Source organism: Sphingomonas profundi (assembly GCF_009739515.1).
In the GTDB taxonomy this organism is placed as follows: Bacteria; Pseudomonadota; Alphaproteobacteria; order Sphingomonadales; family Sphingomonadaceae; genus Alterirhizorhabdus; species Alterirhizorhabdus profundi.
In genome coordinates, this window is sequence record NZ_CP046535.1 from 4,010,438 (window position 1) to 4,034,256 (window position 23,819).

General features: G+C 69.0%; 25 protein-coding genes. 12 read left to right on the plus strand and 13 right to left on the minus strand.

What is annotated here, in order from left to right; translation table 11 throughout:
• Positions 1 to 146: 146 nt before the first annotated feature.
• Complete coding sequence (locus GNT64_RS18975; RefSeq protein WP_156680936.1) at positions 147 to 953, minus strand: SDR family NAD(P)-dependent oxidoreductase; 807 nt, start codon at positions 951 to 953, stop codon at positions 147 to 149.
• A complete protein-coding gene (locus GNT64_RS18980; protein WP_156680937.1) occupies positions 950 to 1,729 on the minus strand; it encodes an SDR family NAD(P)-dependent oxidoreductase in 780 nt (259 codons plus the stop codon). Before GNT64_RS18980 ends, GNT64_RS18975 begins: the two co-directional genes overlap by 4 nt.
• Before the next feature lie 275 nt (positions 1,730 to 2,004).
• Here GNT64_RS18980 and GNT64_RS18985 point away from each other — a divergent pair, with 275 nt between their 5' ends.
• The 8 genes from GNT64_RS18985 to GNT64_RS19020 all read left to right on the plus strand — a co-directional run bounded on the left by GNT64_RS18985 (position 2,005) and on the right by GNT64_RS19020 (position 10,222).
• Positions 2,005 to 3,408, plus strand: a complete 1,404-nt coding sequence (locus GNT64_RS18985) for an aromatic ring-hydroxylating oxygenase subunit alpha (protein ID WP_156680938.1) — start codon at positions 2,005 to 2,007, stop codon at positions 3,406 to 3,408.
• Between the two features lie 3 nt (positions 3,409 to 3,411).
• Positions 3,412 to 4,170, plus strand: a complete 759-nt coding sequence (locus tag GNT64_RS18990) for a ThuA domain-containing protein (protein WP_156680939.1) — start codon at positions 3,412 to 3,414, stop codon at positions 4,168 to 4,170.
• Between the two features lie 165 nt (positions 4,171 to 4,335).
• Positions 4,336 to 5,100, plus strand: a complete 765-nt coding sequence (locus GNT64_RS18995; RefSeq protein ID WP_156680940.1) for a helix-turn-helix transcriptional regulator — start codon at positions 4,336 to 4,338, stop codon at positions 5,098 to 5,100.
• Between the two features lie 92 nt (positions 5,101 to 5,192).
• Entirely contained in the window at positions 5,193 to 5,609 is a 417-nt protein-coding gene (locus GNT64_RS19000) for a Zn-ribbon domain-containing OB-fold protein (RefSeq protein ID WP_156680941.1), read from the plus strand.
• On the plus strand, positions 5,606 to 6,754 hold the full coding sequence (locus tag GNT64_RS19005; RefSeq protein ID WP_156680942.1) for a thiolase family protein: 1,149 nt from the start codon (positions 5,606 to 5,608) through the stop codon (positions 6,752 to 6,754). The genes GNT64_RS19000 and GNT64_RS19005 overlap by 4 nt, the downstream gene beginning before the upstream one ends.
• Before the next feature lie 33 nt (positions 6,755 to 6,787).
• A complete protein-coding gene (locus tag GNT64_RS19010) occupies positions 6,788 to 7,759 on the plus strand; it encodes a thiamine pyrophosphate-dependent dehydrogenase E1 component subunit alpha (RefSeq protein WP_156680943.1) in 972 nt (323 codons plus the stop codon).
• A 16-nt stretch (positions 7,760 to 7,775) separates the two neighbouring features.
• Positions 7,776 to 8,783: an alpha-ketoacid dehydrogenase subunit beta gene (locus tag GNT64_RS19015; RefSeq protein ID WP_156680944.1), complete on the plus strand. Its 1,008-nt coding sequence runs from the start codon at positions 7,776 to 7,778 to the stop codon at positions 8,781 to 8,783.
• The gene (locus tag GNT64_RS19020) at positions 8,783 to 10,222 is read left to right on the plus strand and encodes a 2-oxo acid dehydrogenase subunit E2 (RefSeq protein WP_338420394.1); all 1,440 of its coding nucleotides are present in this window, start codon (positions 8,783 to 8,785) and stop codon (positions 10,220 to 10,222) included. Before GNT64_RS19015 ends, GNT64_RS19020 begins: the two co-directional genes overlap by 1 nt.
• A gap of 148 nt (positions 10,223 to 10,370) precedes the next feature.
• Here GNT64_RS19020 and GNT64_RS19025 read toward each other — a convergent pair whose 3' ends face one another.
• Entirely contained in the window at positions 10,371 to 11,486 is a 1,116-nt protein-coding gene (locus GNT64_RS19025; protein ID WP_156680945.1) for an acyl-CoA dehydrogenase family protein, read from the minus strand.
• Between the two features lie 192 nt (positions 11,487 to 11,678).
• Between GNT64_RS19025 and GNT64_RS19030 the strand changes: the two genes are divergently transcribed.
• Positions 11,679 to 12,887, plus strand: a complete 1,209-nt coding sequence (locus GNT64_RS19030) for an acyl-CoA dehydrogenase family protein (protein WP_156680946.1) — start codon at positions 11,679 to 11,681, stop codon at positions 12,885 to 12,887.
• Positions 12,888 to 13,116: 229 nt separating this feature from the next.
• On the plus strand, positions 13,117 to 13,968 hold the full coding sequence (locus GNT64_RS19035; protein WP_197277112.1) for an esterase/lipase family protein: 852 nt from the start codon (positions 13,117 to 13,119) through the stop codon (positions 13,966 to 13,968).
• Between the two features lie 6 nt (positions 13,969 to 13,974).
• On the opposite strand, the gene GNT64_RS19040 is transcribed toward GNT64_RS19035, so the two are convergent.
• From GNT64_RS19040 to GNT64_RS19060, 5 genes are all read right to left on the minus strand, one after another.
• Entirely contained in the window at positions 13,975 to 14,559 is a 585-nt protein-coding gene (locus GNT64_RS19040; protein WP_156680947.1) for a GNAT family N-acetyltransferase, read from the minus strand.
• Positions 14,559 to 15,641, minus strand: a complete 1,083-nt coding sequence (locus GNT64_RS19045; RefSeq protein WP_156680948.1) for an alpha/beta fold hydrolase — start codon at positions 15,639 to 15,641, stop codon at positions 14,559 to 14,561. Before GNT64_RS19045 ends, GNT64_RS19040 begins: the two co-directional genes overlap by 1 nt.
• Complete coding sequence (locus GNT64_RS19050) at positions 15,638 to 16,033, minus strand: hypothetical protein (protein ID WP_156680949.1); 396 nt, start codon at positions 16,031 to 16,033, stop codon at positions 15,638 to 15,640. The genes GNT64_RS19045 and GNT64_RS19050 overlap by 4 nt, the downstream gene beginning before the upstream one ends.
• A 143-nt stretch (positions 16,034 to 16,176) precedes the next feature.
• Positions 16,177 to 17,232 (minus strand): aldo/keto reductase, encoded by a 1,056-nt coding sequence (locus GNT64_RS19055; protein ID WP_156680950.1) that lies wholly within the window; start codon positions 17,230 to 17,232, stop codon positions 16,177 to 16,179.
• Between the two features lie 146 nt (positions 17,233 to 17,378).
• Positions 17,379 to 17,654, minus strand: coding sequence for an HU family DNA-binding protein (locus GNT64_RS19060; protein ID WP_156680951.1), 276 nt, complete (start codon positions 17,652 to 17,654; stop codon positions 17,379 to 17,381).
• A 158-nt stretch (positions 17,655 to 17,812) separates the two neighbouring features.
• Here GNT64_RS19060 and GNT64_RS19065 point away from each other — a divergent pair, with 158 nt between their 5' ends.
• Positions 17,813 to 19,336, plus strand: a complete 1,524-nt coding sequence (locus tag GNT64_RS19065) for a phospholipase D-like domain-containing protein (protein WP_156680952.1) — start codon at positions 17,813 to 17,815, stop codon at positions 19,334 to 19,336.
• 3 nt (positions 19,337 to 19,339) lie between these two features.
• On the opposite strand, the gene GNT64_RS19070 is transcribed toward GNT64_RS19065, so the two are convergent.
• Together GNT64_RS19070 and GNT64_RS19075 are read right to left on the minus strand one after the other, a co-directional pair.
• A complete protein-coding gene (locus GNT64_RS19070; RefSeq protein ID WP_156680953.1) occupies positions 19,340 to 19,609 on the minus strand; it encodes a GNAT family N-acetyltransferase in 270 nt (89 codons plus the stop codon).
• Positions 19,606 to 20,145, minus strand: a complete 540-nt coding sequence (locus tag GNT64_RS19075) for an ankyrin repeat domain-containing protein (RefSeq protein ID WP_156680954.1) — start codon at positions 20,143 to 20,145, stop codon at positions 19,606 to 19,608. Before GNT64_RS19075 ends, GNT64_RS19070 begins: the two co-directional genes overlap by 4 nt.
• 464 nt (positions 20,146 to 20,609) lie before the next feature.
• Between GNT64_RS19075 and GNT64_RS19080 the strand changes: the two genes are divergently transcribed.
• Entirely contained in the window at positions 20,610 to 21,182 is a 573-nt protein-coding gene (locus tag GNT64_RS19080) for a Ros/MucR family transcriptional regulator (RefSeq protein WP_156680955.1), read from the plus strand.
• A gap of 181 nt (positions 21,183 to 21,363) precedes the next feature.
• Here the strand turns inward: GNT64_RS19080 and GNT64_RS19085 are convergent, their stop codons facing one another.
• The 3 genes from GNT64_RS19085 to GNT64_RS19095 are packed head-to-tail and all read right to left on the minus strand — an operon-like array spanning position 21,364 to position 23,717.
• Positions 21,364 to 22,179, minus strand: a complete 816-nt coding sequence (locus GNT64_RS19085; RefSeq protein WP_156680956.1) for a ThuA domain-containing protein — start codon at positions 22,177 to 22,179, stop codon at positions 21,364 to 21,366.
• Positions 22,180 to 22,956, minus strand: coding sequence for an SDR family NAD(P)-dependent oxidoreductase (locus GNT64_RS19090; protein ID WP_156680957.1), 777 nt, complete (start codon positions 22,954 to 22,956; stop codon positions 22,180 to 22,182).
• A complete protein-coding gene (locus tag GNT64_RS19095) occupies positions 22,953 to 23,717 on the minus strand; it encodes an SDR family NAD(P)-dependent oxidoreductase (protein ID WP_156680958.1) in 765 nt (254 codons plus the stop codon). The genes GNT64_RS19090 and GNT64_RS19095 overlap by 4 nt, the downstream gene beginning before the upstream one ends.
• Positions 23,718 to 23,819 lie beyond the last annotated feature (102 nt).

A 23,819-nucleotide genomic window follows, 5' to 3' on the forward strand; every position in this document is an offset into this window, starting at 1 on the left:
TGCACGATCGCCGGCCCCGCTCATCCTGAGGAGCCGACGAGCGGGGTCGAAATGGCGTCTCGAAGGACCAGCCCGTCGTGCGTCCTTCGAGACGGGTCTCCGCCTGCGCTCAGCCCCTTCTCAGGATGAGCGGAAGCGCGGGCTTTCTATTGCGCCGTCCAGCCGCCATCCACGGGCAGCTCGATGCCGGTCACGTAGCTCGCATCCTCGCAGGCGAGGAACAGAGCGGCGGCGGCGATCTCCTCCGGTCGGGCGATGCGGCCCATCGGCGTTGCGGCCGCGAGCTGATCGACCAGATCCTGCGCCTTCTCGGCCACGCCCTCGTCCACCCAGCGCTGCATGCCGATGTCCAGCAGCGGCGTCTGCACGAAGCCGGGGTTCAGCGAATTCACCCGGATCGGCGCGCGCGCCTGGGCGAACTCGATCGCCAGCGCCTTCGACATCAGCCGCACGGCGCCCTTGGAGGTGTTGTAGGCCGAGGTCTGGGCGTAGCCGACAATGCCCATGATCGACGACATGTTGATCACGCTGGCGCCGCCGTTCACGCGCGTGCCCTGCGCCTCCAGCATCGTCTTGAACGTCTTGATGCCCAGGAACAGGCCGTCGACGTTGATGCTCATCAGCCGCCGCCAGCGCTCCAGCTCCATCGTCTCCACCGGGCCGACGGCATCGATGCCGGCATTGTTGACGAGGATGTCGATGGCGCCGCCGGCCGCCTCGATCGCGCCGCGCGCCGCCTGCCACTCGCTCTCCTGCGCAACGTCCAGCTTCAGGTAGCTGGCATGGTTGCCGAGCCGGCCGGTCACGGCCGCGGCATCCGCGTCGCCCGCCGCCTTCAGGTCCGCCACCCACACGGTGGCACCCTCCGCGACGAACCGCTCGGCGATGGCGAGGCCGATGCCCCGCAACCCGCCCGTGACGAGCGCCGTGCGCCCCTGCAGCCGATCCGTCATACGCCTCCCAGTCCCGACGTCGATGCGCCGTCGATCGAATATTCCGCGCCGCTGATGAAGGCGGCGTCGTCGGAGGCGAGGAAGGCCACCAGCGCGGCGATCTCCTCCACCTTGCCCATGCGCTTCAGCGGCGAGAGCCCCTCGAAGATCGCCCGCGCCGCCGCCGGATCGGGTGCGGAGGCGATCGCCTCGCGGATCAGCTGCGTCTCCACCACACCGGGCAGGATCGCATTGCAGCGGATGTTGAGGCCGGCGCCCGCGCAGTGCACCGCGATCGACTTGGCGAGGATGCGCAGGGCGCCCTTCGTCGTGGAGTAAGCGACGTTCTGGCCGAGCGCCAGAATGGCGTTCATCGACGAGTTGAGCACGATCGCCCCGCCCGAGCCGCCGGGATTCTGCTTCATCAGGCCGATCGCGTGCTGCGCCGTCAGCATCGGCCCGGTCAGGTTGATCTGCACGATCTCGTTCCAGGCATCGAGGCCGATCTGCTCGATATCCGAATCGCCGCCCTCGATGCCGGCATTGGCGAACGCGAAGTCGAGCCGGCCGAAGGTGCCGCGGATCATCTCCATCAGCCCCGGCCAGGCGCCGGCATCCTCCACCTTGTGGGCGTGGAAGGTGGCGCCGGTGGCGTCCACCACGGCCTGCGCCTTGGCGGCGTTGGAGCCGGTGAAGACCACCTTCGCGCCTTCCGCCACGAGCCGCCGCACCGTGGCGTCGCCGATGCCCGAGGTGCCGCCCGTGACGAGCGCCACCTTGCCGTCCAGTCTCCCCATCCCGATCCCTTGCCTGTCCATGTCCGCAGATCAACCGAGGCTTCGTTGGAGCGTGCCGTGCCGGCGCTGTAAACCTGTGCTTTCGGCAAGGTGCGGTGGGCGGTGGCGGGCCGCATGGTGCCGGCCGCACCGGCGATGTGCCGTCCCCGATCCTGGGCGACGCGCGGCACGGTCGCGCGGCCATGGTTGCCGACTGGCAAAAGCACGAGTTTGAACCGCGCCGCCGGCTGCCTATCTCATGCAGCACGAAGAAGAGTATGTCACAGGAGCGTGCAATGGCGGAACGGGATCCGGCGATCGATGCGGCGGGTGCGGCGCGCTGCCCCGGCATGACGTGGACCGACCTGCTGGACAACGATTCCAAGCCGGTGCCGGAGATCCTGCGCGACGAGCGGTACGAGTATCGCGGGTCGGAGCCGCTGCCTGCCACCGTCTACACCAGCGCCGCGTTCGCCGAGGCCGAGCGGACGAAGATGTGGCCGCACGTGTGGCAGTTCGCCGCGCGTGAGGAGGATCTGCCGGAGGAGGGCGACCATGTCGTGTTCGACAATGCCGGCCGCTCGTGGCTGCTGATCCGGCAGGCGGATGGCGAGGTACGGGCGTTCCACAACGTGTGCCTGCATCGCGGCCGCAAGCTGCAGCTGAAGGATGGCTGGACCTCCGAGCTGCAATGCCCGTTCCATGGCTTCACCTGGAACAATGACGGCAGCCTCAAGCACATCCCGTGCGACTGGGACTTCCAGCACCTGAAGCGGCAGGACATGTCGCTGCCGGAGGCCGAGGTGGGCCGCTGGGGCGGCTACGTCTTCCTGCGCGAGACGCCGGGCGGGCCGAGCCTGGAAGAGTATCTCGCGCCCGTGCCGGAGCATTTCAAGCGGTGGAAGCATGAGGAGTGCGTCACCGCCGTGTGGGTCGGCAAGGAAGTCGCGGCCAACTGGAAGGTGACGATGGAGGCCTTCATGGAGGCCTGGCACACGATCGTCACCCACCCCCAGCTGCTGCCCTTCACCGGCGACGCCAACACCAGCTACAATATTGCCGGCGACAATGTGAACTGGGCGCTGACGCCGTTCGGCATCATGTCGCCCCATGTCGATCCGGCCGACAAGAAGCAGCAGTGGATCGTCGACGAATTCCTGAAATATAACGGTCGCTCAACCGACAATTACGAGAACATGTCCGATCCGTTCGCCGTCAGCGTGCCGGAGGGGATCACCGCGCGCAAGGCGCTGGGCGACAGCATGCGGGCGAACTTCACCGAGACGTTCGGCCGCGATCACAGCGACGTGACGGATGCCGAGGTGCTCGATGCGTTCGTCTACAATGTGTTCCCCAACTTCGCGCCGTGGGGCGGCTTCATGCCGAACATCGTCTATCGCTGGCGCCCCGGAAAGACGCCGGACACCTGCCTGATGGAGGTACGCGTCCTCGTCCGCCAGCCACCGGGCGCGGCGATGCCGAAGGGGCCGGAGATGAAGCTGCTGTCGATCGACCAGCCCTGGTCGGACGCGGCGGAGCTCGGCGTGCTCGGCCATGTGTTCGATCAGGACATGGAGAACCTGCCGTTCGTGCAGGAGGGGTTGCACGCCTCCAAGAACGGCCTCGTACAGCTGGGCGACTATCAGGAGATCCGCATCCGCCAGTTCCAGCAGACCCTCGCCAAATATCTGGCGGCCTGAGGGATGGCGGAGGTGGAGCAGCCGAAGCGGATCGATTGCGTGCTGGTTGCCGGCGGCAAGTATCACGACATCGATTTCGCCCGGCTCGAACTCCTGAAGCTGCTGGCCGAGGACCAGCGGGTGAAGGTGCGCGTGTTCGAGGATTTCGAGAACATCGCGGCGATCGAGGCATGCGACTTCCTCGTCACCTATACGTGCGACGTGGTGCCATCGCTGAAGGCACAGGAAGCGCTGAAGGCGTGGCTGGAACGCGGCGGCCGCTGGTATGCGCTGCACGGCACCAACTCGATCCTGCGGCTGCTGGACAGCGGCCTGTGGGATACGCCGCGCTGGGCGCCGCTGTTCGTCGATCTGCTCGGCAACCAGTTCATCAGCCACCCGCCGATCGAGCCCTATCTGGTGACGGTGGCGGATCCGTCGCATCCGCTGGTCGCCGGGGTCGAGCCGTTCGAGACGACCGACGAGCTCTACCACATGGAGCTGCACGGCGACCTGCACGTCCTGCTGGAGACGGAGTGCACCGGGCCGGGCACCGGCTTCGTGGAGGCGGCGGACGCGCCGGGCACGCACCCGGTATTCTACGTGAAGACGCATGGCGCGGGCGCGGTGCTGTACCTCACGCTCGGCCACTGCCGCGGCCACTACGATCTCCAGCCGCTGCTCGACTGGTGGCCGTCGGTCGATCGCTGCGCCTGGGATCTGCCGGTATTCTACACGCTGCTGCGGCGCGGGATCGACTGGGTGAAGCAGCCCGCCGCCTGACACGCCCGTTTCCGCGCATCAAGGCCGTCCGCCGCGATCCGCCTCATTGCGGATCGCGGCCCCGTGGTCTATTCCTCCTGGCTGAGCACTGTGCCCGATACGACCGGAGTCTCATTCGGCGTCCGAGGAGGGAATGTCGCGACAATGACTAGCACCATGGCTGACATGGCGAGTGTGGCTTCGCTGCGCATCGCCGCGCCGGAGGATGTGCGGCCGGCCGCGGAGAGCCTGCTGAAGCTCACCGCCGATCGCGCCGACTTCCGCGTCGCCACCTGCCACAACATCGCCGTGAAGGAGCCGATGGTGGACGCCTGCGGCGCGATCCTGGCGACCGAGGTGTTCGGCTGGACGACGACCGAGGGCGATCGCTGGTGGAAGAGTCCGCGCCTGGCGCTCGATTCGCCGCTGCCCAGCGCCTGCCGCTACGAGAGCGAGCCGTTCTGGTGCAATTCCGACGGCATCCGTTCCCCCACCGCCAACCCGTTCCTGGACGCGATCGACCTCAGCAATTTCGAGCAGCGGGCGCTGGCCCACGCCGCCATCGTCGTGCCGGTGCACCTGCCGTTCGGCCAGGTGGGCGCGGTGAGCTTCACCCCGCGCGACCCGGCGGTGCGGGATCTGGGCGCGCTGTTCGATCTGCATGGCGACCTGCTCGGCCTCTACGCCCGCACGTTCATCGCCGGCTACGTCCGCATCATGTGCCGCGCGCAGCGGCTGCCGGCGGGCTCGCGCCTCAGCAAGCGCGAGGTGGAGTGCCTGCGCTGGGCGGCGATCGGCAAGACCGACTATGAGATCAGCCTGATCATGGAGCGCAGCCGCGCCACCGTGCGCTTCCACATCCACAATGCCTCGCTGAAGCTGGATGCGGTGAACCGCAGCCAGACCGTCTTCAAGGCCGCGCAGCTCGGCTATATCGGGCTGAACAGCTAGGTACGGTCCGCAACCCTAGCGTTTTGATGGGTTCTAACCGCCGCTCCTTTGCGGCTTAGTGCCGGCTCAATCGACATGGGGCGGCAGGGCAAATGGCCGATCGGCCGATCGCAGACGGACTCTATACCGACGGCCCGGCGCCGCGCCTGATCGGCGGGCGGCGGCTGTCAGACGGCAGGATCACCTTCCCCATGCCGCAAGGCGGCGAGGCGGCCTTCTACGAGCCGGTGGAGCTGGCCACGCAGGGCACGCTGTGGTCGTGGACGGTGCAGCGTTTCCGCCCGAAATCGCCGCCTTATGCCGGGCCGGAGGCGTTCCAGCCCTACCCGGTCGGCTATGTCGAGCTGCCCGGCGAGGTGATCGTCGAGACGCGGCTGGTGGACGTGGCGGTCGAGCATATCCGCACCGGCATGGCGATGGAGCTGGCGATCGTGCCGTTCGTGGCCGATGCGGCGGGCGGCACCGTGACGACCTTCGCCTTCCGCCCGGCCGAAGGAGCCATCGCATGAGCCAGGACGTCTGCATCGTCGGCATCGGCATCCACCCGTTCGGGCGCACCGAGGGCATGACCGGCATGGACATGGGCGTCGCCGCCGTCCGCTCGGCCGTGGCCGATGCCGGCATCGGCTGGCCGCAGATACAGTTCGCCTATGGCGGATCGGACGCGTCGGGCAACGCCGACACGATGGTGGAGCGGCTGGGCCTGACTGGCGTCCAGTTCATCAACGTGAAGAATGGCTGCGCCACCGGCGGCTCGGCATTGTTCGCCGCCTCCGCCTCAATCCGCTCGGGCGAATATGATCTCGGCCTGGCGGTCGGCTTCGACAAGCATCCGCGCGGCGCCTTCGATCCCAAGCCCGCCGACTGGGGACTGCCGGACTGGTATGGCGAGGTGGGCCTGATGCTCACCACCCAGTTCTTCGCGATGAAGATCCGCCGCTACATGGATCAGTTCGGCATCACCGAGCGGACGCTCGGCATGGTCGCCGAGAAGGCGTTCCGCAACGGCCAGCACGCCGAGCACGCCTGGCGGCGCGAGCCGGTGGATCTCGACACGATCCTGACGGCGCCGCTGGTCAGCGATCCGTTCACCAAGTTCATGTTCTGCTCGCCCGCGGAGGGCGCGGTGGCGCTGGTGCTGGCCAGCGAGAAGAAGGCGCGGGAGCTTGGCGTCACCCCGATCCGCCTGAAGGCGGCGGTGATGCGCACCCGGCCGGCGGGATCGTTCGAGGTGTTCGCGCCCTCGCTCTCGGTCGAGCGCGGCGGCTCCGCCACCACCATCGCCGCGCGGGCCGCGTTCGAGCAGACCGGCATCGGCCCGGAGGATATCGACGTCGCCCAGCTGCAGGATACCGAGTGCGGCGCCGAGATCATGCACATGAGCGAGAACGGCTTCTGTGCCGATGGCGAGCAGGAGCGGTGGATCGCCGAGGGCCGCACCGACATCGGCGGCGCGCTGCCGGTGAACACGGACGGCGGCTGCCTCGCCTGCGGGGAGCCGATCGGCGCCTCCGGTCTGCGGCAGGTCTACGAGAATGTCGTGCAGCTGCGCGGCGCGGGCGGCGGGCGGCAGGTGCCGGGCGACCCGAAGACCGCGTACAGCCACGTCTATGGCGCCCCCGGCGTCTCCGCCGTCACCATCATGTCGCGCTGATACGCCCCCGCTGAGAGAGGATCGACCAAGGCCATGCAACATAGTCGCGAGGCGCTGCTGCACGCCTATCGCCAGATGAAGGTGATCCGCGAGTTCGAGGATCGGCTGCACAGCGAGATCCAGACCGGCGAGATCGCCGGCTTCACCCACCTCTATGCGGGGCAGGAGGCGGTCGCCGTCGGCATCTGCGACCATCTCGACGACAACGACAAGATCATCTCCACCCATCGCGGCCACGGCCACTGCCTCGCCAAGGGCGTGGACGTGAAGGGCATGATGAAGGAGATCTATGGAAAGGCGGACGGCACCTGCCAGGGCAAGGGCGGATCCATGCACATCGCCGACATCGACAAGGGGATGCTCGGCGCCAACGGCATCGTCGGCGCCGGCGCGCCGATCGCGGTGGGGGCTGCGATCGCCTGCAAGCTGGACGGCAAGGGCGGCGTCTCGATCGCCTTCTCGGGCGACGGCGCGTGCAACCAGGGCACCACCTTCGAGGCGATGAACCTGGCCGCGGTGGTGAAGGCGCCGGCCATCTTCGTGTTCGAGAACAACCATTATTCCGAGCATACCGGCCCGTCCTACGCCACCGCGACCGCCACCGACATCGCCGGGCGCGCGGAAGGCTTCGGCATCAAGGCATGGCGGGCGGACGGGATCGACTTCTTCTCGGTCTACGACACGATGCGCGAGGTGCTCGACTATGTTCGCGCCGGCAACGGCCCGGCGGCGGTCGAGTTCGATACCGAGCGTTTCTACGGCCATTTCGAGGGCGATCCGCAGCGCTATCGCGGCCCCGGCGAGCTGGACCGCATCCGCGAGGAGCGGGACGCGATCAAGACCTTCCGCGAGCGCGTGACCGGCGCCAGCCTGCTGGACGCGGCCGATCTCGACGCGATCGACGCCGAAGTCGCCACGCTGATCGACGAGTCCGTCGACGAGGCCCGCGCCGCCGCCCCGCCGGATCCGGCCGACGTCATCAAGAACGTCTACGTCACCTACTGATCGGAGCGCGCGAGCAATGGCACAGATGATGTTGCGCGAAGCGATCGTGCAGACGCTTCACGAGGAGATGGCGCGCGACGAGAATGTCGTCGTGCTGGGCGAGGATGTGGTCGGCGGCATGGGCACGCCCGGCGGGCCGGAGGCGATCGGCGGCATCTGGAGCACCTCGACCGGCCTGTGGGGCAAGTTCGGCGACCGCGTGATCGACACGCCGATCAGCGAGAGCGCGATCGTCGGCGCGGCCGCTGGGCTGGCGCTGAGCGGCAAGCGGCCGGTGGCGGAGATCATGTTCGCTGACTTCATCGGCGTCTGCCTGGACCAGATCTGGAACCAGCTCGCCAAGTTCCGCTACATGTTCGGCGGCAAGACGGTGTGCCCGGCGGTGATCCGCATGGCTTATGGCGCCGGCCTGAACGCCGGGCCGCAGCATAGCCAGTCGGCCTACTCGCTGCTCACCGCCATCCCCGGCATCAAGGTGGTGATGCCGACGACGCCGGCCGACGCCAAGGGCCTGCTGACCAGCGCCATCCGCGGCGACGATCCGGTGATCTTCATGGAGCACAAGGCGCTGTACGGCGTGCGCGGCGAGGTGCCGGAAGGCGACCATCTGCTGCCGTTCGGCCATGCCCGGCTGGTGCGCGCCGGCGAGCATGCGACGATCGTGACCTGCGGCTTCATGGTGAGCTTCTGCGAGCAGGCGGCCGACATGCTGGCGCAGGAAGGCATCGCCTGCGACGTGATCGACCTGCGCACGACGAGCCCGATCGACGAGGAGGCCATCCTCGACTCGGTCGAGGCGACCGGGCGGCTGGTGGTGGTGGACGAGAGCCCGCCGCGCTGCAGCCTGGCGGCGGACGTCGCCGCGATGGTGTGCAACAAGGCGTTCGCCAGCCTGAAGGCGCCGCCCGAGCTGGTGACGCCGCCCCACTCGCCGGTGCCGTTCGCGCGCGAGCTGGAGCGCGCCTATCTGCCGCAGCCGAGCGTCATCGCCGATGCCGTTCGCAAGACGCTGGCGTATCGCTGATGGCTCTCCGCGCCTTCACCATGCCCAAATGGGGCATCGAGATGCAGCAGGGCACGCTTGCCGAGTGGCTCGTCAAGGAAGGCGAGCCGTTCGCCAAGGGACAGCTGCTCGCCCTGATCGAGACCGACAAGATCACCAACGAGGTGGAAGCCGAGGCGCCCGGCATGCTGCGCAAGCTGATCGCCCAGCCGGGCGAGACGCTGCCGGTGGGCGCGCTGCTGGGCGTCTACGGCGACGCCGGCGACGATCAGGCGGCGGTCGACGCCTTTGCCGACAGCTTCAAGGCGGCCGATACCAGCACCGCCGTGGGCCGTGGCGCGCCGCCGCCGCCCGCGCCCAAGGCACCCGCCGCTGCTGCCGCCGCGCCGAAGCCGGCCGCCGCCAGGGTCGCGATCCCGGACGATCTGGCGATCAGCCCCGAGGCGCGCCGGCTGGCCGAGGAGGAGGGGATCGACGTCTCCGCCATCGCCGGCACCGGCCGCGGCGGCCGCATCACCCACCAGGACGTCACCCGCGCGCTGCGCGGCCAGGCCGATCCGATCGGCGGAGAGCCGGTGTCGACGGCGGTGGGCACGGAGGGGCTGGACGGCTTCTACGCCTCGCCGCTGGCCAAGCGGTTGGCGGTGCAGCACGGCATCGACCTGGCGGGCATCAGCGGCACGGGGCCGCGCGGCCGCATCTCCAAGGCGGACGTGCTGGCGAAGCTGCCGACGCCGGCAGCCGCGCCTGCTGCCACGGCATCGCCCGCGCCGGCGGACAACACGCCCATGATCGAGCCGATGTCCTCGCTGCGCAAGACGATCGCGCGGCGGCTGACCGAGGCCAAGCAGAGCATCCCGCACTTCTACCTGCGTACCGAGGTGACTGTGGATGCGCTGCTGGCGCTGCGCCCCACCGCCAACATGATCCTGGGTGTGAAGGCGTCGGTGAACGACTATCTCGTCCGCGCGGTGGCGCTGGCGCTGGTCGAGGTGCCGGACGTGAACATCCAGGTGCATGGCGACGCCATCCACCGCTTCCCCCACGCCGACGTGGCGGTGGCGGTGGCGAGCGAGAAGGGGCTGGTGACGCCGATCGTGCGCGGCGCGGACGGCCTGCGGCTGGACGCGCTCTCCGCCGCGATCAAGGCGCTGGTGGCCAAGGCGCAGGCGGGCAAGCTGGCGGCGGACGACATATCGGGCGGCACCTTCACCGTATCGAACCTCGGCATGTTCGGGCTCGATCAGTTCGACGCGATCATCAACCCGCCGCAGGGCGCGATCCTGGCGGTCGGCGCCTCGCGCAAGGTGTTCGCGCCCGGGCCGGACGGCGAGGGCCGGTTCGAGACCCGGATCGCCCTGAGCCTCTCCTGCGACCATCGCGCGATCGACGGCGCGACGGGCGCGAAATTCCTGGCGGCGCTGAAGGCGATCGTCGAGGAGCCGACGCGGCTGTTCTGAGAGACGGACCGTAGAGCGGTCCTGCAAACGGCATCCGGCGTGCGCCGGGATGCCGGAACTAAAAACGCTAGGAGTCGGACTGGCGGAAGCCGGAGCGCCAGCGGCGTGATTACCCGCTCTCCGGGACGCCGACCGATCGCCGGCCGGTTCAGGCGGCCAGCTGGTTGTAGCGGCGCAGTTCCGCGTCGCTGTCGCCGAACAGGGTCGCGAGCACCAGAATGCGCTTGTGGCCGTGGCCGATCACCAGCTCGTCCGATATGCCGATACCGCCGTGGATCTGGATCGACTCCTCGCCGATCCGCACGGCGGCGGCGGCGATGAAGCTCTTGGCGGCGGCGGTGGCGGCGCGGCGATCGTCGGCGGCCTCGGCCGATTTCAGCGCCGCCCGCAGCATCAGCGAGCGGGATTGCTCGACGAGCACATAGGCGTCCGCCAGACGGTGCTGGAGCGCCTGGAAGCTGCCGATCGCGACGCCGAACTGCTTGCGCGTGCGAGCATAATCGAGCGTCGCCTCGAACAGCATCGCCATGATGCCGACCATCTCGGCGCAGGCCGCCAGCCGCGCGCCATCCAGCAGCGCATCAAGCGCGGCGGGGGCAAGGCTGATCGGATCGCTCGCCGCGACGCCCTGCAGGCGCAGCTCCACCGCCAGCGATCCGTCAATCAGGCGGTAGGGGCGGGCGTGCACGCCGGCGGCGTCGGCCGGCACGAGGTAGAAGTCGATCGGCCCGTCGGCGCGTGCGCCCGGCGATCGCGCGGAGACGATGTAGGCGTCCACGCCCGCCCCGGCCAGCACCAGCGTCTTCTCGCCGTCCAGCCGGGCGCCGTCGCCGTCGCGCGTGGCGGTGGTGGCGACATAAGCGAGGTTGAAGCGGGCCTCATGCTCGAAGTGGGCGAAGCCGACCCGCGCCTCACCGGCCATGATGCGCGGCAGCCAGGCGGCCTTCTGCGCCTCGCTGCCGCCCCGTGCGATCAGCGCGCCGGCGAGCAGCAGATCGGGCAGCAGCGGTTCGGCGACGAGTGCGCGGCCTGCCGCCTCCATGACGGTCGCGATCTCGATCGGGCCGCCGGCCAGGCCGCCATCGGCCTCGCCGAACGGCAGGGCGAGCAGCCCGAGTTCGCCCAGCTGCCGCCAATTGTCGCCCGAGAAGCCCGCCGGTTCCGCCTGATAGCGCTGCCTGCGCACCAGATCGTAGCGGTCCTCGGCGAACTTCTCGACGAGATCGCGCAGCATCGTCTGGTCTTCATCAAGCTCGAAATCCACCGAACGCCTTTCCACCTGCTACCCGGCCCGTCGGCGCGGCACGGGGCGAGCGGCTGCCCGCCGCTGCTGCCACAGCGGGATGCGCCACGCACGCTTGCTTGGAACCTAGCAATTTGCGCAGAAGTCGCGCGCGGCCGCTTGGTGTCTAGCTGCTGCCATGCAACATATCGCGCCAGGGAGCGCTGGCCAGCCATGAACTTCGAATTTTCCGCAGACGAGCTGGCCTTTCGCGACGAGGTGCGCGCGTTCCTCGACGAGCGCCTGACCGAGCGGTTGCGCGAAGGCGCGCGCGCCACGCCCACCGTGTTCGCCGAGCCGGACATCAGCCGCGAGTGGCAGCAGATCCTGAACGAGAAGGGCTGGCTCGGCTACAACTGGCCCAGGGAATATGGCGGCACGGGCTGGAGCCCGGTGCAGCGCTACATCTTCGAGAAGGAGTGCGCGCTGGCCGACGCGCCCGAGCTGCCGGTGCTGAGCCTGAAGCTGCTGGCGCCGGTGCTCTGGACGTTCGGCACGCCCGAGCAGAAGGCGCACTATCTGCCGCGCATCCTCTCCGGCGAGGATTACTGGTGCCAGGGCTTCTCGGAGCCCGGCTCCGGATCCGATCTGGCGAGCCTGAAGACGCGGGCGGTGCGCGACGGCGATCGCTACATCGTCAACGGCCAGAAGATCTGGACCACCCACGCCCATTTTGCCGACCATATCTTCTGCCTCGTCCGTACCGACTCGGCGGTGAAACCGCAGGCCGGCATCAGCTTCCTGCTGATCGACATGAACCAGCCGGGCGTGCAGGTGCGCAAGATTCGCGGCCTGGCCGGCGACTATGAGGTGAACGAGGTCTTCCTCGAGGACGCCGTCGCGCCCGTTCACGATCTGGTCGGCGACGAGGGGCAGGGCTGGACCATCGCCAAGTTCCTGCTGGAGAATGAGCGCGGCGGCTCCTGCCACGCGCCGCGCCTGCTGGCCGATCTCGCCCGGATCCGCGCCGCCGCCGGCTCCGAGCCGTCGGGCATCAACGGCGCGCTCGATCACGACCCGACCTTCCTCGGCCGCATCGGCCGGATCGAGCTGGACGCGCTCTCCCTCGAGATGATCGAGCTGCGCATTCTGGCGGAGGTGGCGCAGGGGCGGCCGCCGGGGCCGCAGACGTCGGTGGTGAAGCTGCTCGCCTCAAACGTGCGCCAGCATGTCGATGCGCTGGCGATGGGCAGCTATGGCTATGCCGGCCTGCAGATGTGCGACGAGCGGCCGCTCTACGGCAACGACGTGCCGGAGCCGATCCGCTGCCGCCCGGCGCAGGTGGCGCCGGCGGCCTATCTCAACGGCCGCGCGTGGACGATCTTCGGCGGCAGCAACGAGATCCAGCGCACGATCATCGCCAAGACCGTGCTGGGACTGTAGGCCCGATCGACATTGAGCGGATGAAGCCGGTTTGACTTGGATCTTGTGCGAACCGCTCATCCTGAGGAGCCATTGAGCCTGTCGAAATGGCGTCCCGAAGGATCCTTCGAGACGGGTCTTCGCCTTCGCTCAGCCCCTCCTCAGGATGAGCGGACATGCAAAAGCTGAGTGGCGATACGCACTAGGCGCGGGCCGGGTCGATCGTCCCGTTCCGGTTCCGGCGGCGGCCATGGCGCAAAGGCTAGTTGCGCTGCGGCATGGCGGCCCCCAGATCGAGACGATGATACACACCGATCCCCGCGCTCATGCCGCCGCAGACATACGGGCGCCGTCGCTGCTGCTCGCTTCGCTGGAGATGGCGCGGGCGGCGGTCGAGAGTTCGATGCTGGCCTTCTCGGGTCATCTGCTGGCCAGCGCGCCGCGCGGCGACGGCCATCCCGTGCTGGTGCTGCCCGGCTTCGCGACGGACGACGGCGCGACCCTGGTGCTGCGCGCCTTCCTGCGCCAGCTGGGCTACGACATCCATGCGTGGGAGCTGGGGCGGAATTACGATCACCGCACCGTGGGCCAGAATGGCGAGCATCTCGCCCGCCGCATCGATGCGATCCGCGCGGCGACCGGCAAGCGCATCAGCCTGATCGGCTGGAGCCTGGGCGGCGTGATCGCGCGCGAGACGGCGCGGCGCGATCCGCAGGCGGTGCGTCAGGTGATCACTCTCGGCAGCCCGTTCAGCGGCAACCCGCGCGCGACGAACCTGAACTCGCTGTACGAGCGGATGACGGGCAACGTCGTGGCGACGCCGGCGATGGTCGAGCGGTTCACCACCGGCCACCACCCGCTGGAGGTGCCCGCCACCGCTATCTACAGCAAGAGCGACGGCATCACCGCCTGGCAGAACTGCATCCTGGCGCAGGGCGAGCAGGCGGAGAACGTGCCGGTCTATGCCAGCCACTTCGGTATGGTGCTGAACCCGACCGTATTCTACGCGATCGCCGACCGGCTGGCGCTGGCGGAGGGCGCGTGGACGCCGTTCGACGTGTCCGGCTGGCGATCGATGTTCTACCCGCGGCACGAATGCTGAGCGGGCCTACACCTCGCTGAAGCCGAACGCCTCCAGCTGCGCACGGTGGCGGACGAGATCGAGGCTGAGGATGACGAGGTCGTGCGAGGCGCCGCTGTCGTCGCGCACATAGTCGCGGAACAGCGCCTCGGGGTGGAAGCCCAGTTCCTCGAACACCGCGATCGCGCCCTGCTGGTCCGGCGTCATGCGCGCCAGCAGCTTCTCGATTCCGAGCGACAGCGAGAGCGCCAGCGCGTCCTGCGTGATCTCCCGGCCGAGGCCGTGGCCGCGCGCGTCCGGCGCGACGACCACGCGGCACTCGCCCACGTGCGGCGACCATGAGAGGCCATCCCGCACGATCGCGGCGCAGCCCTGCACGCGGCCGTCCCGCACGGCCAGCACGGTGACGATGTTGCCGGCGGCGATCTGATCGATCCAGGCGGCGACGACGCGCGGATTGCGGATGTCGCGCTGGAGGAACAGCAGGTCGTGGTGCGGCATGCCGGCGGCGAAGGCGAGTACGGCGGCGGCATCGTCCGGCCCCATCAGGCGCAGCTCGAACGTGACCTCGCCCAGCGGAATGAGGCGGGGATAATCATGGGCAGCGGGCATCAGGTGGACCTTCCGGCAAGCCAGGTGTCGATCGTGGGCCACAGGCGTTTCAGCGCGGCGACACCCGCCACCACGCTGACATGGCCGCCCTTCACGACGGTTTCGAAGACCTCGCTGGACGAGATCTTCTGGGTGAGCGGGTGCGCCGCCTCGAACGGCACGACATGATCGTGCTGGGCGATGATGTTGCACACGGGCGCGGTGATCGCGGCGAGGCGGGCGGGCCGGCCGCCAATCTCCAGCGCGTCCTCGTACAGGGCGTTGGCCCACATGAACTGCTTGGTGATGTCGCGGAAGAACTCGCCCGGCAGCGGCAGCGTCTCCGCCGCCCAGCGATCGAACATGCGGTACGACTTGACGAATTCGTCATTCCACATGTTGTTCCAGAGGTGCAGCACGCCGGCGGTGCGGTTGGCCGGGCGCATCAGATCGAAGGCGCCCAGGATCAGATCGCCGGGGATGTTGCCCACCCGGTCGACGAGCCGGTCGACATCGAAGTGCGCCTTGTCTGACCAGGCGCGGAACAGCGTCATCTGCGCGAAGTCGATCGGCGTGGCGAAGCAGACGAGGTTCTTGAGCGGCCCCTCCGGAAACAAGGTGGCGTAGAGTACGGAGAGCGTGCCGCCCATGCAGTAGCCGGCCAGCGACACGTCCGGCTCGCCCGTCGCGGCCAGCACGCGATCGATGCAGTCGGGCAGGAAATCGAGGACGTAATCCTTCAGCGCCAGCGTCTTCTCGTCGCTGCGCGGCGCCGCCCAGTCGATCATGAACACGTCGTAGCCGCGCATCAGCAGGAACTCGACGAGGCTCTGGCCGCGTGCCAGATCGAAGATATAGCCCTTGTTGCTGGGCGCCATCACCAGCAGCACGGGCACGCGATACACCTCGTCCACCAGCGGACGGTAGTGGTAGAGGTTCAGCGTGCCGCGGCGGTGGAGCACATCCTTCTCGCACGCGCCCACCGGCTGGCGCGGCGCGGAGAGGAATTCTAGGCCCTTGATGTTGCGCTGGATCGCGCGCTCCACCTCCAGGCGGACGCGCGCCGCCACGGCATCGGCGGCGGCCGGATCGGCTTCGCTCACGGGCGTCCGGTCGCGGGGGGCGTCTCACCGGTGTCGGTGGCGGGCGGCGGCTGACGGGTGCGGCGGACGGGCGCCGCTGCCTCGCGCGTATCACCCTTCAGATCGGAAACGGCGATCGCCAGCCGGTCGAGCTTCTCCTCCACGGCCAGCAGCCGGTCGCTAAGATCGCTGACTTGCCCCTGGCTCGGCAGGTTCATCGCCTTCAGCACCTTCTCCATCTGCTCGGAGAAGGATTGCTGCACGGCGCGCGACATGGTGCTCGCCTGGTTCATCGTGCTGCCGAATTCCTTGGAGGCGCTGATCTTCGCGGAGAAGTCGTTCACCTCCTGCTCCCACTTCGTCACGAACTGGGACCAAGCCGCCATCGGATCGAACGCGCCCTTCTCGGCCATGATGCTCTCCCTGCCGCAGCGCCCTTGTGGGCGTCACCCGGCAAGGGTCGGCTAATCGGCGGTCGGCGCAACTGACCAGAATGCGAGGTCGCACGTCGCCCGCGCGTCGGGAACGCCGGATCGGCGCCGTCAGCCGGCCCGGATCATGCCCGCTGGCCGCCGCGTGGCACCTGTTCCAGCTGCGCCTTGCGATAGGTCTGCCGCTCGAACATCCAGCCGGGATATTCGGCGGGCAGGCGGCTGATGTCGTCCAGCGTCGCCAGCTCCTCCTCCGTCAGGTCCACCTTGGCGGCGGCGATGTTGTCGGCCAGCTGCTCGATACGCTTGGCGCCCACGATCACGCTCGTCACCGCCGGCTGGTGGAGCAGCCACGCGAGCGCGATCTGCGCGACCGAGACGCCGCGCCGCTCCGCCATGGAGCGCATCGCGTCGATCGCGTCGAAGCCGCGATCCTTGTCGACCGGCGGGAAGTCGAAGGCGGCGCGGCGGCCGTCGCCCTCGGTCGAGCCGTCGCGGCCATATTTGCCGGAGAGGAAGCCGCCGGCCAGCGGGCTCCACACCATCAGCCCCAGCCCCTCGGACCGCAGCATCGGCACGATCTCGCGCTCAAGATCGCGGCCGGCGACGGAGTAATAGGCCTGCAGCGAGGCGAAACGGTGCAGCCCCAGCCGCTGCGCGATGCCGAGCGCCTTGGCGATCTGCCACGCCGCCCAGTTGGAGACGCCGACGTAGCGGACATGGCCGTGCTGCACGAGCGTGTCGAGCGCGCGCAGGCTCTCCTCGATCGGCGTGACCGGATCGAAGCCGTGCAGCTGGTAGAGATCGATGTGATCGAGCTGGAGGCGCTTCAGGCTGGCTTTCACCGCATCGATCAGGTGCAGGCGGGACGAGCCGCGGCTGTTCGGCCCCTCGCCGGTAGGCCCGTAGGCCTTGGTGGCGACGACGATCTCGTCTCGCCGCAGCCCCAGGTTGCGGATCGCCTGCCCGGTAATCTCCTCCGATCGGCCGTCCGAATAGACGTCGGCGGTGTCGATGAAGTTGATGCCGGCCTCTGTCGCCGCGCGAACCAGGCCGTCCGCCTCGTCCTGCTGCACCTGGCCGATCTGCGCCCACATGCCGTCGCCGCCGCCGAAGGTCATCGTGCCAAGGCAGAGTTCGGACACGAAGAGCCCGGTATCGCCTAGCCTGTTCATGCGCATGGAGTGGATCCGTTCCTATCAGAGGAACCACCCCAACGCGCGTCGCGCGGCGCGGTGCCGGAGCGCGGGCCGCCGGGCGCAGAAACGGGACGAGCCCGGAACCGCAGCGGGCTCCGGGCTCGTCTGATGCACGAACAGCGATCGGCTCAGCCGTTCAGCTTGTCCTTCAGCGTCTTGGAGGCGGTGAAGGCGAAACGCTTGGACGCCTTGATCTTCATCGCCTCGCCGGTCGCCGGGTTGCGGCCGTCGCGCTCCGGGCTGTCGGTGACGCGGAATTTGCCGAAGCCGTTGATCGAGACCTCGCCATCCTTCCCGGCGGCATCGGCGATGGCCGAGAAGATGCCCTCGACGAGCTTCTTCGCATCGGCCTTGGTGACGTCCTGGGTGGTGGCGATATGCTCGATCAGATCGCTGTGATTCATGCCTGTTCCTCCTTATTCGGCGAGACGCGCACCGGCCTTGCGGCCGGGGCATCGGCGCCGCCATGCGTTGCCGGAGGGGGCGAAGGCAAGCCTTTAGCGCAGCCGCCCGAGCGTGGCGGCCGCTTGCAACCTTCACGAAAGGACGTGAAAGCGGGCGCATGAGCGTCATCGAGCCCCCGCCTTCCTCCGCCAGCATCCTTGCGCCGGGCGACAATTGCTGGTCGATCGAGCAGGCGAGCCGGGCCGCCGTGCTGATCGATGCCGACGCCTACTTCGCCGCCGCCCGCGCCGCGATGCTGACGGCCAAGCGCCGGATCATGCTGATCGGCTGGGATTTCGACGGCCGGATCGAGCTGACCGGCGTGCGCGGCGCGCCCGATGCGCCGATGCGGGTGGGCGACTTCATTCTCTGGCTGGTCAACCGCACGCCGACGCTGGAAGTGTATCTGCTGCGATGGGATCTCGGCGCGCTGCGCACCCTGTTCCGCGGCACCACGATCTTCACCTTCGTCAAGTGGATGTGGCACAAGCGCATCCACACCCGGCTGGACGGCGCCCACCCGCCGGGCGCGTCGCACCATCAGAAGATCGTCGTGATCGACGATTGCTTCGCCTTCTGCGGCGGCATCGACATGACCGGCGACCGCTGGGACACGCGGGCGCATCGCGATGGCGATCCGGGGCGCAGGCGGCCCGGCGGCGACGCCTACCCGCCGTGGCACGACGCGACGACCGCGCTGGAGGGGGACGCGGCGGCGCGGCTGGGCGAACTGGCGCGCGATCGCTGGCGGATCGCGGGCGGCACCCCGCTGCAGCCGATCACGGACGGCGCGGTGTGCTGGCCGGAGGGGCTGGAGCCGATGTTCCGGGATGTCGCCGTCGCCATATCGCGATCGCGGCCGGTGCTGCCGGATCTGGAGCCGATCCGCGAGATCGAGCGGCTGTACCTGGACATGATCGCCAAGGCCCGCCGGTTCATCTATGCCGAGAGCCAGTATTTCGCCTCGCGCCGCATCGCCGAGGCGATCGCCCGCCGGCTGGACGAGGCGGACGGGCCGGAGATCGTGATCGTCAACCCGCTGACGGCCAATGGCTGGCTGGAGCCGATCGCGATGGACAGCGCGCGCGCCCGCCTGTTCGAGGCGCTGCGCCAGCGCGACACGCACGGCCGCCTGCGCATCTACCACCCCTATACGGCGGCGGGCGAGCCGATCTACGTGCACGCCAAGATCATGATCGTGGACGAGGAGATGATCCGCGTCGGCTCCTCGAACATGAACAACCGCTCGCTGCGGCTGGATACCGAGTGCGACGTGACGATCGACCGCGCCTGCCCGCGCAATGACGGGTGCAGCCCCACCATCCGCGCGATCCGCGACGGTCTGATCGCCGAGCATCTCGGCAGCGACGCGGCGACCGTGGCGGAGATGATCGACGCCTCCGGATCGATCGTCGCCACGATCGAGCGGCTGCGCGGCACGGGCCGATCGCTGCGGCCCTATGAGGTGCCGGATCTCAGCGCCGTGGAGACGTGGCTGGCCGACAACGAGGTGCTCGATCCCGAGGGGCCGGAGGAGATGTTCGAGGCTCTGGGCAAGCGCGGCCTGTTCCGCCGCGCGCGGGACAGGCGACGCGCATGGCGCGCGTTGCGCAAGCCGCCCGGCCGGTCAGGCAAGGCCTGATCGCTACAGCAGGTCGCGATATTCGGGGTGGCGATCGATATAGTCGCGCACGAAGCTGCACTCGGGCACCACCGTCAGCCCCTCCGCCCGTGCCGCATCCAGCGCGCCGCGCACCAGGCGGCTGCCGACGCCGTGGCCGGCCAGCGCGTCCGGCACCTCGGTGTGGGTGAAGACGATGCTCTCGCCCCGCCGCTGGTAGGCGGCGAAGGCCGTGCCGCCGGCCTCTTTCAGCACGAAGCGGCTCTCCGACGGCGCGTCGCGCACGTCGCTCACGCCGCGTGCCTCTGCGGCGCGGACAGACGAGCGACCATGGCCGCGTTGCGCTGCCCGGCGGCGAGCGAGGCGGCGGTGTTGCCGGCGGCGTCCACCGCGTCGCGATCGGCGCCGGCGGCGAGCAGCATGTCCACCTGATCGTCGCGGCCGAACATCGCGGCCATCATCAGCGCCGTCTGGCCGGCCTTGTTGCGCGCGTTCACCGTGCAGCCGGCGGCCACCAGGCGGGCGGCGACCGCGTCATGCCCCTTGAAGGCGGCGCCCATCAGCGCCGTGTTGCCGCGGGCGATATCGCCCGCATCGGGATCGGCGCCGTGCATCAGCAGCAGGTTCAGGGCGGCGAGACGATCATGATAGGCGGCCAGGATCAGCGCGGTATGGCCCTTGCCGTCATGCGCGTCGATCACCGCGCCGTAGACGAGCAGCGCCTCTATCACGTCGCCGCGACCTTCGCGGGCGGCATCGAAGAACAGCATCTGCATGCGTTCCGCGCTGGGCAGGGGATGCGGGGCGGCGGTGGTGTCGGGAAGTTTCATGCGTGGTCTCCACCCGACAGAACGGAGATCGTGCCGGTTCGTTGCGCCGTGCGATGCGATCGCCACGCGCTTCATCGATTCAGTCCGGTCCCGAGATGGGCAGTAGAACCGCGCGGCGGCAATATTCGTGTGCGGCCTACGAACCCGATCGCGGGACCGAATAGACGATTGCCCGCAAAAGGCGGCAAGACAGAAGTCCACGCCGGCGCAGGAGATCGTCCGTTCAGAACCGGGCCTCAGACTCACGCGGATCGATATACGGCATGCTTGCGCGCTTAACCGGGTTATGGCGAACAGGTTAGTATACAGCGTTTCTGTTCGATATTGATCGCATCATGCGACGCTCTATACGGGCCTTGATTGTCGTCACCGGCATTGATCGCAACCGATCGAACAAATCGGACGTTCTGCATTTGAAAAGCATGTTATTCTGGCGTAAAGCGCCATCATTCCGGAGGAAATATATGACTGAACAAGACGCCGATCTCATCACGCTCACCGCCGATATTGTCGGGGCGCATGTCGCGCACAACAACGTCGCCACCGGCGATATCGCCGGCCTCATCCAGAGCGTCCACTCGGCGTTGAAGGGGCTCGGCCAGGCGCCGGAGCCGGTCGCGGAGAAGCAGGAGCCGGCCGTCTCGATCCGGTCGAGCGTGAAGCCCGACCACATCGTCTGCCTGGAAGATGGCAAGAAGCTGAAGATGCTCAAGCGCTATCTGCGCACCAATTACGACATGTCGCCCGACGAATATCGTCGCAAGTGGAACCTGCCATCCGACTATCCGATGGTGGCGCCCAATTATGCCGAGAAGCGCCGGTCGCTGGCGCACAGCATCGGTCTGGGCCGCAAGGCCGCCGATGTGCCGGAGGCGGAGCCCGAGCCCGTAGCCGAGGAGCCAGCGGAGAAGCCGAAGCGCGCGCCGCGCAAGCCCAAGGCGGAAGCGGCGCCGGCCGAGCCGAACGACGAGGCGGCGAAGCCGAAGCGCACCCGCAAGCCGAAGGCGGAGCAGCCCGCCGACAGCACCGAGGGCTGAACCGAACAAAGGGGGTGCGCGCCCGCTTGGGGCGCGCGCCTCCTCGACAATCTGACCGCTTGATTTTGCCGTCATTCCAGCGCCGGCTGGAAACCGTGTCTCCCGTCACGGACACGATGCTGCACGGATGGAGACAGTGGCTGCAGCCTGCGCCGGAGCGACGGAGCGGTCGGCGCGCGGCTCAGCCGGCGCGTGCCTCCGGCGAGGCGACCCAGCGGATCGCATTCTCCACCAGGCGGCGGTAGACCGGATTGTCGTAGGTGGTCCGGTCGTCGCCGGGCTGGAGGTAGACGAGCGGGCTGTTGCCGGCCCGGCGCGTCCAGCCGATCAGATCCGATCCGTCGGGATGGCTCCATCCGTCGTTGCTGAACATGCGGCCCTCGATTGCGGCCGTGGCGGAGTAGAAGCCGCCACGGGTGAAGGCGTGGCGCGCGCGCAGCAGCGGCGTCACCTCGCTTTCGAAGACCTCGCCCAGATACAGCTCGTCGCGCATCGCGAACTCGGCGGGCACGCCGGCCATCACCGGATGCTCGGGCGCGACGACCTCGGCGACATAGTTCACCTCGTGACGATAGCCCGAATCCGGACGCTCGCGGCCGCGCAACGGGCCGGGACGGTAGAGGAAGGTGCCGCCCAGCCGCTCGCCATAGCCGGGCCAGGCCGGCCAGCCGGCGATCGCGTGGTGCAGGGCGACGATGCCCTTGCCCTGCTCCAGCAGCGCATCGAACCCCGCGCGGAATGCCTCGCCCGGATCGACGTAGGCGGGCGCATCCACGGGCGCGGCGAAATCGAGGCCGGGCATGTCGTAGAGCACCAGCGCGTCGAACCCGGCCATCCCCGCCGGGTTCATCAGCAGGGCGGCGGCGGGCTGATCGACCATCGTGGCGGTGATTCCCTCCATCGCCTGGAACAGCGCATCGAAGGCGGTGCGATCGAAGGCGTGGCCGCGCACGGCGACCATCACCTTCAGGGCCGCGCGATACTCGATGATCGGCATCTATCGCGCGCCCCGCCCGCCATCGACGACCATTTCCGTGCCGGTGACGAAGGCGGCGTCGTCCGATGCCAGGTAGCGCACCGCCTCGGCGATGTATTCCGGCCGGCCGATGATGCGCAGCGGCGTGTCGCCGGCGAACTGATCGACCAGCTCCTGCGTGTCGCCCAGGATGTCGGTGAGCATCGGCGTCCAGATCACGCCCGGATGCACGCTGTTGACCCGGATCGGCGGATCCGGCGCGGCGCCCTCCAGCGCGGCGGACTTGGTCATGTGGGTGACGGCGCCCTTCGTGCCGCAATAGGCGATGCCGTTCTCGACGCCGTACAGCCCCTGCAACGACGAGATGTTGACGATCGAGCCGCCATTGCCGGCGCGCCGCATGGCCGCGAAGCCGTGCTTCATCCCCAGCCACGGCCCCTCCACATTCACCCGCTGCATCAGCGACCACTCGTCCTCGCCGGTCTCCTCGATCGGCTTCCAGATGAAGATGCCGGCATTGTTGACGATCACGTCCAGCCGGCCCCACCGGCGCTCGGCCTCGGCGATCACGCCCTCCCAGCTCGCCTCGTCGGTTACGTCGTGATGGGCGAACAGGGCGGTGCCGCCGCCCGCGGCGATGGCGGCGACCACCGCCTCGCCGTCCGCATCCTCGATGCCGCTGACGATCACGCGGGCGCCGGCTTCCGCCAGCAGCAGCGCGGTCGCCCGGCCGATGCCGCGGGTGGCGCCGGTGACGATCGCGACGCGTCCGTCCAGTCTCGCTGCGCCGCCGCTCATTGTGCCGTCATCCCGCCATCGACGATGAGTTCCGCGCCGGTCATGAAGCGCGAGCGATCCGAGGCGAGGAACAGGAGGGCATCGGCCATCTCGCGCGGCTCGGCACCGCGTCGCAGCGGGATCCGCTCCAGCCAGACAGGATCGACCCCCGCCGTCATCGCCGTGTGGGTGAGGCCGGGCAGCAGGGCGTTGACCCGCACCTTGTCCGCGCCGAACTCCAGCGCGGCGGCCTTGGCCATCACCCTGAGGCCGCCCTTCGCGGCCGAGTAGGCGGTGAAGCCGGCGCCGCCGACCTTGCCGATCGTCGAGGAGAGCAGCACGATCGATCCGCCGCCGGCGCGCTTCATCACCGGCGCCACATGCTTGAGGCCCAGGAAGCCGGCGCGCAGGTTCACGTCCAGCTGCCAGCGCAGATCGGCGAGGCTGCCGTCCTCCAGCGGCTGCCAGGCGCCGGCGCCGGCGTTGGCGATCAGGATGTCGATGCGGCCATGTTCAGCCATGGTGCGGTCGACGACGGCCGCCCAGTCCGCCGCGACCGCCACGTCGTGCGGCAGATAGAGCGCGCGGCCGCCGGCGCGGGCGATCGACGCAGCGGCGTCCTCGCCCTCGCCGGCGGTACGGCCGGTCAGCACGATCGCGGCGCCGGCCGCCGCCAGCCGCTCGGCCGCGGCGCGGCCGATGCCGCGCCCTCCGCCGGTGACGATCGCCACCCGGCCCGCCAGCTCCTCCGTCCGCCCGTCCGCCATGCCTGCTTCCGCCATGCCTGCTCCCGCCTCGATCGGCAGCGTTGGTGCGCCCGGCGGCGGCGGCCCGCACCTCGCGCTTGAGCTAGGGCGTCATGTTGCCCGTGCGGGCGGCAGGTG

Excerpts from the sequence above, each read along its gene's own strand:
- GNT64_RS19065 (WP_156680952.1), top strand. The coding sequence starts at position 17,813 with ATGAGCGTCATCGAGCCCCCGCCTTCCTCCGCCAGCATCCTTGCGCCG.
- GNT64_RS19030 (WP_156680946.1), top strand. The coding sequence starts at position 11,679 with ATGAACTTCGAATTTTCCGCAGACGAGCTGGCCTTTCGCGACGAGGTG.
- GNT64_RS19090 (WP_156680957.1), bottom strand. The coding sequence starts at position 22,956 with ATGAGCGGCGGCGCAGCGAGACTGGACGGACGCGTCGCGATCGTCACC.
- GNT64_RS19040 (WP_156680947.1), bottom strand. The coding sequence starts at position 14,559 with ATGCCCGCTGCCCATGATTATCCCCGCCTCATTCCGCTGGGCGAGGTC.
- GNT64_RS18995 (WP_156680940.1), top strand. The coding sequence starts at position 4,336 with ATGGCGAGTGTGGCTTCGCTGCGCATCGCCGCGCCGGAGGATGTGCGG.
- GNT64_RS19055 (WP_156680950.1), bottom strand. The coding sequence starts at position 17,232 with ATGCGCATGAACAGGCTAGGCGATACCGGGCTCTTCGTGTCCGAACTC.
- GNT64_RS18980 (WP_156680937.1), bottom strand. The coding sequence starts at position 1,729 with ATGGGGAGACTGGACGGCAAGGTGGCGCTCGTCACGGGCGGCACCTCG.
- GNT64_RS19005 (WP_156680942.1), top strand. The coding sequence starts at position 5,606 with ATGAGCCAGGACGTCTGCATCGTCGGCATCGGCATCCACCCGTTCGGG.
- GNT64_RS19035 (WP_197277112.1), top strand. The coding sequence starts at position 13,117 with ATGGCGCAAAGGCTAGTTGCGCTGCGGCATGGCGGCCCCCAGATCGAG.
- GNT64_RS18990 (WP_156680939.1), top strand. The coding sequence starts at position 3,412 with ATGGCGGAGGTGGAGCAGCCGAAGCGGATCGATTGCGTGCTGGTTGCC.
- GNT64_RS19075 (WP_156680954.1), bottom strand. The coding sequence starts at position 20,145 with ATGAAACTTCCCGACACCACCGCCGCCCCGCATCCCCTGCCCAGCGCG.
- GNT64_RS19050 (WP_156680949.1), bottom strand. The coding sequence starts at position 16,033 with ATGGCCGAGAAGGGCGCGTTCGATCCGATGGCGGCTTGGTCCCAGTTC.
- GNT64_RS19095 (WP_156680958.1), bottom strand. The coding sequence starts at position 23,717 with ATGGCGGAAGCAGGCATGGCGGACGGGCGGACGGAGGAGCTGGCGGGC.
- GNT64_RS18985 (WP_156680938.1), top strand. The coding sequence starts at position 2,005 with ATGGCGGAACGGGATCCGGCGATCGATGCGGCGGGTGCGGCGCGCTGC.
- GNT64_RS19010 (WP_156680943.1), top strand. The coding sequence starts at position 6,788 with ATGCAACATAGTCGCGAGGCGCTGCTGCACGCCTATCGCCAGATGAAG.
- GNT64_RS19000 (WP_156680941.1), top strand. The coding sequence starts at position 5,193 with ATGGCCGATCGGCCGATCGCAGACGGACTCTATACCGACGGCCCGGCG.
- GNT64_RS19085 (WP_156680956.1), bottom strand. The coding sequence starts at position 22,179 with ATGCCGATCATCGAGTATCGCGCGGCCCTGAAGGTGATGGTCGCCGTG.
- GNT64_RS19015 (WP_156680944.1), top strand. The coding sequence starts at position 7,776 with ATGGCACAGATGATGTTGCGCGAAGCGATCGTGCAGACGCTTCACGAG.
- GNT64_RS19060 (WP_156680951.1), bottom strand. The coding sequence starts at position 17,654 with ATGAATCACAGCGATCTGATCGAGCATATCGCCACCACCCAGGACGTC.
- GNT64_RS19020 (WP_338420394.1), top strand. The coding sequence starts at position 8,783 with ATGGCTCTCCGCGCCTTCACCATGCCCAAATGGGGCATCGAGATGCAG.
- GNT64_RS19080 (WP_156680955.1), top strand. The coding sequence starts at position 20,610 with ATGACTGAACAAGACGCCGATCTCATCACGCTCACCGCCGATATTGTC.
- GNT64_RS18975 (WP_156680936.1), bottom strand. The coding sequence starts at position 953 with ATGACGGATCGGCTGCAGGGGCGCACGGCGCTCGTCACGGGCGGGTTG.